Origin of the sequence: Chelatococcus asaccharovorans (assembly GCF_003201475.1) — a bacterium.
Classification (GTDB): domain Bacteria; phylum Pseudomonadota; class Alphaproteobacteria; order Rhizobiales; family Beijerinckiaceae; genus Chelatococcus; species Chelatococcus asaccharovorans.
Genome location: NZ_QJJK01000004.1, coordinates 494,988 through 505,478, shown reverse-complemented (window position 1 = coordinate 505,478; position 10,491 = coordinate 494,988). Strand labels below are relative to the sequence as shown.

The window sequence follows — 10,491 nt, the reverse complement described above, 5'->3', positions numbered from 1 at the left end:
ATGCCTCTTATCCCATGCCGCCTAAAGGCGTGGGGTTTCCTGATCCCCTATCGGGGACTCTAAACCCAAACCTGGGTCCTGATCGGCCGGTTACATCAGTTCGGGGGCTATCTCCGATTTTCCGACGGATTCGCAAAGGGCCGTGAGAATTTCATCGTCGTAGAGGTACGCCTCGATATGGCGTCGACATAAAACCTTGATCCCCTGTTCTTCATAACTGGTTACATCCCCAGGGGCATGATCATCTCGATCAATCAACCGCGTTACAATCATGCCGCTTGCCACTTTCGGGAGTGCCGCCGCAAGGCCGAAGAAATCTCCCGATACCTGACTCGCGCTGCCGGCTGAGATGAAGGTCACATCAGGCATTTCTTCAGCAAATATGGTCGAGTAAATTTTCGCATCGTGCTCAGCATTCTTCCCTGCCACTTGCCCGGCCGGATTGCCTTCACAAATAATGATCTCGCGTGGTGCAACCAAGGTAGCAAGGTCGTCCAACGCCACGTGCAGTACGCTCTCCCAGAACCTACGAGTGGGCCTCTGGGGCGCGATGACCGTAGCATGGTCGAAATGGTGTCCACCGAAGTCAAGGAATGCGACAGAATCTGGGGCTGCATCGTGTATTTCTCGTGCTTTCCGCATCATGCCAATCGAGTGCGTAGCGATCCAGAGTTGTGATTCTCCGGAAAGGAGACCCAACAGCTCTTGGAGAAGGTCACCCTGGATTTTTGTATTCGCGTGCAGCTCAGGTTCGTCGATACAAAAAAATCGTATCAGCATAAGATCTACGCTTTACAACAAAATCGAGAATCAGATCAAATGATGCTTTTTCACCGCCCGATAAATTCTTGTAATCAAAACTCTTTATTGCACCCTTGTCGAACTGAAAGCTTCCCTGCTCAAGTGGATTGCCGATTCCTACGAGCGTCAGATCGGGGAACAACCGCTTTAGGGGCTCGCGAACCTCACCGATCAGCTTGTCTCGATAATCGCCCATAGTGGTTGTGGCGGCCTCATTCACAAAAACGTCCTCCATAGCTTGGGAGGCAAGGCGAGTGTAATTCAGGGCCACTGTGGCATCTGTCTCGATGAGCTTGTTCAGGTTCAAGGCGTCCAAGATCGCGCCTTGGCGAGACAGCGAACTCATCTCGAATTCCGGATCGTGCCGGTAAGCAGTTCGGACATATACCGAACCGCGCGAAAGTTTCTTCGCTCCGTGGGTCTGCACCACAACGCGATTGCCTGGATCAACGTCGCGATCATGCGAGCGATTATAATACTTCGCGTCACTATGCCAACCAAAGTCCGCATCATATCTGTAACGAAGTAAGAGGGCATCAAAGAGGGACGACTTACCAGACCCATTTGGCCCGGCTAGCACGACAAGCTTGACTGTCGATGGAATGTCTCTAATTTCCAAATCCGCGAAACGCCGGAAATTCTTTAACTTTATACTGGAAATACGCATTGCCCCCCCTGAATCACAAGAAGACGCCCCCTTAAAGCTGCCTTCATCTAGTCAGTCGATCCAGAGCGACGCGAGTGGTCTCTCGGCCAACTGGATCAACTGGCACACTACGCAGCTCTCAAACTTCCTCGCTGAAAAAGTCCTCATCTAGGCGCTTGAATTCGATGGCGCGGCTCGTGCGCACGCCAACGCCGTGCTCGATCATCAAGGCGGTGAGGCTCTGGCCATCGAGCAGGATGACCCGTTGGGAGAGATGCTTCACGAAGTCCCTGGCTTGTGCGCTGAAGCTGGAGGTCGTCACGAAGACGCCCTTGGTCGCCCCTAGGCCCACGAGGCTGCCCACGAAGGCTTGCACGTCAGGGCGGCCTACAACGTTGCCCTCAGCATAACGCTTGGCCTGCACATAGACGCGGTCGAGCCCAAGCCGGTCTTCGTTGATCACGCCATCGACGCCACCATCACCGGTACGGCCAAGTTGAGCTGCAGCATTCTTGTGCGAGCCGCCATAGCCCATGGCGACCAGAAGGTCGACGATGAGCTGTTCGAAGAAGGCGGGGCTATTCTGGACGATACGCTCCAGCAATTCTGTCTGAAGGGCCGCTTGAAGGGCTTGATAGGCAGCCTCGATCTGCTCCTCTGGCGTGGCCTCAGCCCGGGCTTCACCCGATGAGGTCGAAGGCGAGGGGTCGACCTCCTCCGCCTTGCCCTCGTTCCTGTAAAACTCCCGGAAAGCCGGGATTTGCATCAGCCGGGCGACGTTGATCTTATCGGGATTGGTCGCCAGCAATGCTCGGCCGGCGTCTGTCGCCGTGAAGCGGCCGCGACCTGGAGAAGCCAGAAGCCCAGCCTTGGCCATATAGAACTTGGCCCAGTGAATGCGGTTGTGGAGGATGCGTTGGCGTCCGCTCGGCAGCAAGGCTGCGCGCTCTTCCTCACTGAGATGAAATTCATCGGCGATACGATCCACAACGTCCGCGACCTTGTACTCGCCGGTCGCAGACAGCTTGAGGACTGGTAACATTACTGTTTGATAGTCGGGAATGGTCATTGAAGAGCTTTTCCGTCAGGCTGATCGAACCGTCCCGTCCAACTTTGTTAGAGATAGACGGTACCAGTAAGGGTCAATCTGGTGAAACTGAGCCCGTTCGCCTGGCTGCGCGTCAGTCCTCTGAAAAAATTCATGAACAAACCACCTGTCCTCGAAAAACGTCCTGCACCTCCCTTTTGTATCGGTAAGTACAAACGTCTCAGTCCTCAGCGTCCCAAACTCAAGAACTAGCGCGCGCGGCGCAGGTGCACTTTTCCCGGTGCCGCCAAAAACATCCGGGGGTAGTTGCTCACGGAAAGGGGTGACATAGATGTGTTGCCGTCCCGGCTTCTGCTCGATATTGGCCCGCGTCAGCTTTGTTTCGAAGATCGTCATGATGGTGCGACCCGACCCATTTACCTGCCCCGACGTCTCGTGGGAGTTGCGCCACGCTCCGCCTTGATGCGTTCCAGAAGAAGGCTTGCGGGCTCATCATTGGAGTCCTGGGGAACGAGTTCACCGCGGAACGCCTTGGCGAGAATCGCTTGGTCAAGCCCGTCGATGAGCTTGCGCGCGCTTGTAGCGTCAGCGGCGAGGCGATCGATCCAAGCAAACGCTGCATTTATTCGGATCTGTATTTCAGCTTGTTCATCTTTCGACATTACAGGAACGCCCAAGCGACGAAGTTTACTTCCATTAACATTTGCCTGGCCCACCTGTTGGTTGACGGCTCCTGCTACCCATTCACGTCCAATTGCTGAATTAATATAAGCGCTCAACAATTCTGGGCTGAAGTAAGATAGCCGAACACGGATCAAATATGAGGCGAACGAAGCTGCCTCTGGCTTCCCATGGTAGACGGCCGTCTTTCCCACAAGCTCTGCGCTGTTGGTTCTATTAAAGAGAAGGTCCCCGGGGTGGAGCAACAAGTCCGGAAACTCGCCATGCTCCTGAGGTAGGTACTTCAAAGAATTGAGGGTCAGAGCGCCTCCCTGTATATTTCCCATACGGAACACTGGAACGCCAGCCTCATCGTCACCCGTCTTTGCAGATGATCCGTACTGGATGATATGTGCAAGCTGGTCTACGGAAGCCCACATCCATCCGGCAGGCAACGAGATATCGGGACGCCAGTCGTATGATTCTGCAGGACTGCGACGCGAGTTCGCGTTCTTAGCGTTTTCTCGCTGCCACTCAAGATCAGCAACTGTGGGGGATTCAGCAGAAAACTTATGCCTCCACTCCCGCGTCAAATCTCCCCTGAAGGCCGCTGCGAGGACCGCCTGTTTATACTTCTCGACGAGGCGGGGGATGTGGTCGAGGTGATCACGGGCGCGCTTGGACTTCGCCGACAGGCTGTCAATCTTGGCCACAATCCGTCGCTGTTCGGGGAGCGGGGGGAGTGGAATCCTTATTTCGGACAGTGCAGCCTGAGGCAAATGTCTTATTGTCGTTCCGGTAAAACTTGGCTCAAGCTGACCCGCGACATACGACTTGCGCAGATACGCAGACAGCAGATATGGGCTAATTTTACCATGCGGGCGAATCCGCATAAGAGCCTTCTGAAAGGTAAGTTTTGTCCGCCCGTAATTCCAAATCGCATTGCGTCCGGGCTCGCCTCCCTCACACACAAGTAGATCGCCGTCACGAATAGAAAACGCCGAGCGCTCTTCTGCGGTCACCCTCATCTCAGATACGTCAGTTAGGGAAAAATGGCCCCATCTGACATTTATATTTCGGAGATATGGCGTTAGATCGCCTCGATTCTTGCTCTTATCGAGCATTTTTCCGAGCTTAATCTCCACAACATCGCCGAATGCAGCGTAAGCCCATCCTTTCGGCAAACCACTCATTCTGCCGCCTCCGCGATTGCTACGGCTTCGCCGACGCTATCAGGCTCCAATTCCTCGGAAAGCGCTTCAATCTCCTCCAAAGCAGCCTTAAGGTGCCCGATAATGGCAGCCGCGATATCCTCCGGTTCGGTCAGGGTCTCCTCGGCTTCGGCTTCCGTATCCCGAAGCCAGGCGATATCGAGGTTATCGTTGCGTCCCGTGATGGCCTCGCGGTTGAAGCAGCGCCAGCGGCCATCCTCGCCTTGCTCCTTGCGCTTGGCGCCGCCGTTGGGATCACTGCCGTAAGCCGCTTCGAAATCCGCGAATTCGGCAACCGTAAGCGGCCGCGTCTTGCCGAAGGCAGGCATGTTGGCGCGCATGTCATAGACCCAGACGGCCTTGGTGTTGCCCTTGTCCCTCTTGCCACGCTGGAAGAAGAGCACGTTGGTCTTCACGCCCTGGGCATAGAAGATGCCGGTGGGCAGCCGCAGGATGGTGTGCAGGTTGCACAGGTCCATGAGCCAGGTGCGCAGGCGCCGCCCGGTGTTGTCCTCGAACAGCACATTGTCCGGCACCACGACCGCAGCTCTCCCACCGGGATTGAGCGCCCGGACGATATGCTCCACAAAGGCCAATTGCTTGTTGGAGGTGTCGGCGGTCACCGAGAAGTCACTGCGGGTCGGCCGGCCGCCGCCCTTTTTGGTGCCGAAGGGCGGATTGGTGAGAATGAGATCGGCTTTCGGCAAGCCCTCGCCATCGGGGGACAGGGTGTCGATGTTGTCGACTCCCCCCTCGATGCCGTGTAGCAGCAGGTTCATGAGGCAAAGGCGGTGGGTGTCGGGCACCAGCTCACCGCCCACGAAAGCGCTGTGACGCTGGAAATAGGCCTTGGCCTCAGGCAGCTTATAGAGATCGTCCGTCTGATCCTTGATGTAGCGGTCTGCCGCGACAAGGAAGCCCGCTGTGCCGGCCGCAGGGTCCTGCACGGTTTCGCCCGCTTGCGGCTTCATGAGTCGCACGATGCAGTCGATGAGGGGCCTCGGCGTGAAATACTGCCCGGCGCCCGACTTCTTGTCGGCCGCGTTCTTCTCCAACAGGCCTTCATAGAGGTTGCCCAGCCCTTCCTCGCGGGCGGAAAACCAGTCGAGCTGATCGATATTGGAGGTCAGGGCCTTCAGATTCGTGGGTTTGCGCAGGCGCGTCTGCGCGTCCGTGAAGATAGAGCGGATGAGGTTGTCTTTGACCTCCGGCTTGCCGAGATCGAGCAGGAGGCGCTTGTAGTAATCGAGCTGCTCCACCCCTTCGAGCTTCGCCAGCTTGCCCCAGCGGTAGCCATCCGGGAGGCGCTCCTCGCGCAGCCCTCCCTGGGGATCGCGAACCTCCGACATCATTTTCAGAAAGAGCAAGTAGGTCAGTTCGGTGACATATTCATTGAAGGTGACACCATCGTCCCTCAGGACGTTGCAGAGCCCCCAGAGCTTGGCGACAATATCTGTGGTGGAGGTCATCAGGCGCTCTTCTTCCACATCTCTTCATTGATCCCGGCGAGAATGCTCTCAAGCTCGCCACCAAATACCTTGTTCAAGCGAGTGAAGCCTCCATCGGCGATGAAAGGTTCTTTGTCGATCGCCTCTCGGTCCACGACCGTCTCCTTCGCGATCTGCTCTCCGATGCGCTTCAGCCAACGCTTCTGCGGGTCCGTCCAAGACCGCTCAGCCAGGATGGTTCGCATGGCAGATTTCACGCGGCTTTCATAGGGGGTCAGAGGGTCGCCCAAAGCGGCCTGACGAACGAAGCCGATGATCGAGGCGGCAATCTCCTCATTCCTGGCATCGGCCCAGGCGCGCCTCAAATTGGCTTCAGAAAAGCCCTTGCGATCGAGAGCCAGCCGCAATTCCTTGAGGTCGGCGCGGGTGAGATCGCGCGGACGCTGCACCACAAGTTTCAGCGCGGCGATGGTGTTGACGTTGTCACGGATGAACGCAGAGAAGCTATCAAGAAAGTCCTCCGGCTTCCGCGCTGTCCCATATCCCCTGCTCACCGCCACGACTTCGTCGGCATGGGCCGATATGGGGACGTAGCGGGGAGACAGGCCGTTCGATTGCCAATCGAGGATGGGAGCGATAGCGGTTCGCGCGCCCAACCAGGCGGCGACATGCTCTGGCGGCCCATCCAGCACGCGCTGGAGCATCGCCTCCGGCGTTTCGCCTGCGACGGCCTCGAACTGCGCACGGGCCTCATCCGGTAGCTTCTTCAGGCGCCGCCGCAGCTTGACTGCGAGCTGCTGGCCGATGGCGATCCGTTCCAGATCATTCTTTGCGGCCACCATCTCCCTGATGAGAAGCTCAAAACTGATCGAGGGATTGACCACGATCGGCTTCATATCCGTGAGCCTCTGGAGATTGGGATAGAGGTCCACGGCGTCGAAGATGCGGAAAACCTCCTTGCCGATCTCGTCACAGCGGCGGGTGGCGCGGCCGATCATCTGCTCGTAGAGGATTCGGCTATTGACCCTGCGCAGGAACACAAGATTGGTGATCTTGGGCACGTCAATCCCTGTCGTGAGCAGGTCCACGGTCACCACAATCTGTGGGTTGGCGTCGTTACGGAAGGAGCGAATGAGGTTTTGCACCTTGTCGACGCTGCCGGTGATCTTCTTCACCGCCGCGTCATCGATCTCTCCATAGGTCTCGGAGAAAGCCTTTTTGAGAGCATCGACCACCATGTCCGCATGCGCATCAGTGGCGGCGAAGACGAGAGTCTTGCCGGGAAGAGCGGGGTCGATATGCCTGGCGAGCTCCTCGGCAACGACACGGTTGAACTCAGGCGTGATCACCTGCTTGTTAAACTGCTCGACCTCGAAACGGATTTCGTCCGGCAGGATCGCCGTATTGACCTCGCCCGTCTGCGGCACGAAGTAACTGACCTGCTCCCCCTCCGAGAAGCCGATGCCGGCGCGAGACAGGACCGTTTCGATCCGGATGGGGGGCTCATGATCGATCAGGTAGCCATCGACCACGGCCTCGCGATAAGAGTAACGGAAGACGGGCTCTCCGAAGATCTCCGTGGTATGGAGGGCCGGTGTGGCGGTGAGCCCTATCTTGACCGCATCGAAGTAGTCGAGAACCCTGCGGTACTTGGAGATATAATCTTCCTGGCCCCGGAAGCTCAGTTCGGCATCCGACATTTCGCGGTCGAGAAGGTAGCCGCGATGGCACTCATCGATAACCATTAGATCGTACTGATCGATGGGCGGGGCCTCGGAGCTGTCAGCGGCGTAAAGCACGCGTTTCACCAGGCCCTGGATGGTGCAAATGTGAACCTTAGTCTCAACATCGGGCGTGACGTCCTCAAGGCCCTTCAGACCGAAAATCTCCGAAAAGGTTTTGCCGGAGACAACCTTGGTGGTGGAGAATTCGCCCGCCGTCTGATGGCCGAGAGCACTGCGGTCAACCACGAAGCAAATGCGCCTAAAGCGCTTGGCAGAGAGCAGACGATAAAGCATCGCGATGGCGAGCTTGGTCTTGCCCGTTCCGGTGGCCATGGCAATGAGCATCGTGCGCTTGCCACCCGCGAGTTGCGCTTCAGCCGCCTCAATTGCCAGTTTTTGGTAGGGCCGCAGGGGGAACCCGAAGTTGAAATCCTGCCCCTTCAAGGTGGCCGAAGCGGCGTCTTCGTCAATCTCAAGCAAGCCCGCCAGACCCTCGGGGGTTGGCCAGTCGACAAGCGCGCGCCGGTGGTTCGTGGAGCGCCTTACATCCCGGAACCAGACGCCGCTTTCGGTCTCAATCTGCTTCAGATAGGAGCGGCCATTGGCCGCGAACACGAATGGGGCTTTATAATCCTCCCACGGGCCACCAGCGAAGCTGAAGTCTGGGGACGATTTGACCCCAAGGGAATACCGCTGCGCCTGGTCGATAGCCGCCGAGACGTTCTTGCGCTTCCGCTTGGCCTCGACCACACCCAGCAATGTAGTTCCTGTGAAAAGAGCGTAGTCGGCCGGCCCATTGGCCGTGGGCCATTCGGCGATAGCGAGGTTGCGCCCTTTGGCAGGTCGCGCGCCCTCGCTGTGACGGCTTGCCTTCGTATCTGCTTCCCAGCCATTGTCCCGGAGTTGCTGATCGATCAAGGCGCGTGTGCTCGCCTCGTCGAGATCGATCTTCGCGGCGGCTTCTTCGCCAAGCTCAATGAGTTCGATCGCAGCCGTACGGGGGGCTGAGGAGGCTGCCTGCTGGAGAGCCGCGAGCTTAGATGCGAGTTCCGCTTTCTCAGCCTCGGTTTCCTGCGCCAAGCGCTCCCAACCAGCTCGCTCTTCAGCCTCGCGCTTTAGACGCTCCTCGAAACTCTCTCTGGCGCGGGCATGCTCTTCGGCTTCCTGCCGCGCGCGCTCAACCGCCGAAAGGCTTTCCTCCATCTGTGCCCGTAGCTTCGCGATTTCATCACGCAACGGCGCTGATGCATCAACAGGCTCAGGGGGAGGAATGAACGGGCCTGGATTGAATGAAGGCGCACGACCATACGTGCGATGGAACCAGATGCCTAACTGGCGCGCGAATTTGAGCGCTGTCAGGGCCTGCGCATGGCTACCTTTTGCCTCGTGAGCTGCGGTGTTGCCGACTTTGCGCAATGCATGGAAAACATCCGCAGCTTCCTTCGGCAAATAGCCTGCGAAGCTCAGACGCCTCAGCGTCTCATCGAAGGTGTCTCGATCCTGGTAGGTGGCATGGTGGGCCGCTACGAGCTTGGAGAGGACCTCCGCGAACTGCCGAAGCTTGAAGATCGAGGTGGGAGGATCATCGCGGAAGTATCGTTCCGCAAGCCCTCCGAGGGTGGCGAGTTGAGCGTCATGCGTACTCAAGAACCCGAAATTTGGGCTTGCCGTCATTATCTCCCCCATCCCACGCAATGATTGCACCGGCCAGGGGGCACTTGTCTAGAACGGGAAATACCGGAGATATTTCATTCGCCGGGGTGTGAACCGTCTCAGCGGGTCACCAGCAAGATTAGAGTCCATGCAGCGCGCCTCCGAGAGGAGGCATTTTGGGGGACACATTGAGGGTCGAATTGGGGGACAGGCGATTCTGCAGGACCGCCAACATACTGATTTTAAATGATAAATAAGGAGCCAACTAGGCTGGCGGAGAGAGAGGGATTCGAACCCTCGATACGGTTGCCCGTATACACGCGTTCCAGGCGTGCGCCTTCAACCACTCGGCCACCTCTCCTCGGCGCGGACTTAAGGTGACGGCCGACCGCGCCCCTGGGACGCCTTGTCTGTCACCCGCGCGATGCTCCGGAACAGCACCGCTTCGCTCACGCGCTGCGCTTCTATAGCGGGCAGATGGCAGAATGCAAGCCCGGCTTTGCCGCCATTCGGGTCGAAGCTTGGCCCGGATGGACATATGCACCTCTTTCGCCTCGACCATCGCAGGCGCGCCCTTTGGCGCCTTGTTGCCGTGTCGCCGGGGCCCTCTGTGCTGGCGAAGGCCTGTGCCGGCAAAGACCTGGACTGGCAGAGCAGCACGTCTATGCCTATCTTCCCAACACGGGGGCTCAGAGAGCCTCTGTAGAGTTCCATGAGCGTATCAGGCTGGAGAGCCGCTCTGCCCGCCGGAACTGCTCTCCTGCCCCTCAACCGGGAGCGTCGGATGGCCTGTAATCGGGCCATCAGATTTCGATAGGCTCCCGGGTCTTTCAGCAAACCTCAGGAGATAACGCATGAAGACGAGTGGTTCAGCCGTCTGGCAGGGTGGCATCAAGGATGGCAAGGGCGCCATTTCCACCAAGAGCGGTGCCTTGAGCGCTTATCCCTATGGCTTCAGCAGCCGCTTCGAGGGCAAGCCCGGCACCAATCCCGAAGAGCTCATCGGCGCCGCCCATGCCGGCTGTTTCACCATGGCGCTTTCGCTCATCCTGGGCGAGGCGAAGCTGACGGCCGAGAGCATGGAAACGACCGCCGAGGTAACCCTCGACAAGGTCGAGGATGGTTTCGCCATCACGGCGGTGCACCTCACCTTGCGGGCCAAGGTGCCGGGGGCGACGCCCGAGATCTTCGCGGAACTCGCCGGGAAGGCCAAGGCGGGCTGCCCTGTCTCGAAACTTCTGAAAGCCGAGATCACGCTGGACGCCGCGCTGGTCGATTGATCATGTCAAGCGCGCGGTCG

The 10,491-nt window shown here is 58.2% G+C and carries 7 protein-coding genes and 1 tRNA gene; 1 reads left to right on the top strand and 7 read right to left on the bottom strand.

The features are described from left to right. Positions 1-90 precede the first annotated feature (90 nt). The 7 genes from C7450_RS34300 to C7450_RS12215 form a co-directional block, all read right to left on the bottom strand. Entirely contained in the window at positions 91-504 is a 414-nt protein-coding gene (locus tag C7450_RS34300) for a hypothetical protein (RefSeq protein ID WP_210206436.1), read from the bottom strand. Between the two features lie 241 nt (positions 505-745). After that, positions 746-1,468, bottom strand: a complete 723-nt coding sequence (locus C7450_RS34295) for an AAA family ATPase (RefSeq protein WP_210206435.1) — start codon at positions 1,466-1,468, stop codon at positions 746-748. Between the two features lie 118 nt (positions 1,469-1,586). Beyond that, complete coding sequence (locus tag C7450_RS12240; protein ID WP_110374703.1) at positions 1,587-2,516, bottom strand: restriction endonuclease; 930 nt, start codon at positions 2,514-2,516, stop codon at positions 1,587-1,589. Positions 2,517-2,911: 395 nt separating this feature from the next. Continuing rightward, complete coding sequence (locus C7450_RS34290; protein WP_110374701.1) at positions 2,912-4,348, bottom strand: restriction endonuclease subunit S; 1,437 nt, start codon at positions 4,346-4,348, stop codon at positions 2,912-2,914. Further along, positions 4,345-5,835, bottom strand: coding sequence for a class I SAM-dependent DNA methyltransferase (locus tag C7450_RS12225; RefSeq protein ID WP_110374750.1), 1,491 nt, complete (start codon positions 5,833-5,835; stop codon positions 4,345-4,347). The genes C7450_RS34290 and C7450_RS12225 overlap by 4 nt, the downstream gene beginning before the upstream one ends. Continuing rightward, on the bottom strand, positions 5,835-9,212 hold the full coding sequence (hsdR, locus tag C7450_RS12220) for a type I restriction-modification system endonuclease (RefSeq protein WP_210206434.1): 3,378 nt from the start codon (positions 9,210-9,212) through the stop codon (positions 5,835-5,837). Before hsdR ends, C7450_RS12225 begins: the two co-directional genes overlap by 1 nt. A gap of 250 nt (positions 9,213-9,462) precedes the next feature. Then, positions 9,463-9,552, bottom strand: a tRNA-Ser gene (locus C7450_RS12215). Between the two features lie 493 nt (positions 9,553-10,045). On the opposite strand from C7450_RS12215, the gene C7450_RS12210 reads away from it, so the two are divergent. Beyond that, the gene (locus C7450_RS12210; RefSeq protein ID WP_110374700.1) at positions 10,046-10,471 is read left to right on the top strand and encodes an OsmC family protein; all 426 of its coding nucleotides are present in this window, start codon (positions 10,046-10,048) and stop codon (positions 10,469-10,471) included. The last annotated feature ends 20 nt before the right edge of the window (positions 10,472-10,491 follow it).

Excerpts from the sequence above, each read along its gene's own strand:
- C7450_RS34295 (WP_210206435.1), bottom strand. The coding sequence starts at position 1,468 with ATGCGTATTTCCAGTATAAAGTTAAAGAATTTCCGGCGTTTCGCGGAT.
- C7450_RS12240 (WP_110374703.1), bottom strand. The coding sequence starts at position 2,516 with ATGACCATTCCCGACTATCAAACAGTAATGTTACCAGTCCTCAAGCTG.
- C7450_RS34290 (WP_110374701.1), bottom strand. The coding sequence starts at position 4,348 with ATGAGTGGTTTGCCGAAAGGATGGGCTTACGCTGCATTCGGCGATGTT.
- C7450_RS12225 (WP_110374750.1), bottom strand. The coding sequence starts at position 5,835 with ATGACCTCCACCACAGATATTGTCGCCAAGCTCTGGGGGCTCTGCAAC.
- hsdR (WP_210206434.1), bottom strand. The coding sequence starts at position 9,212 with ATGACGGCAAGCCCAAATTTCGGGTTCTTGAGTACGCATGACGCTCAA.
- C7450_RS12210 (WP_110374700.1), top strand. The coding sequence starts at position 10,046 with ATGAAGACGAGTGGTTCAGCCGTCTGGCAGGGTGGCATCAAGGATGGC.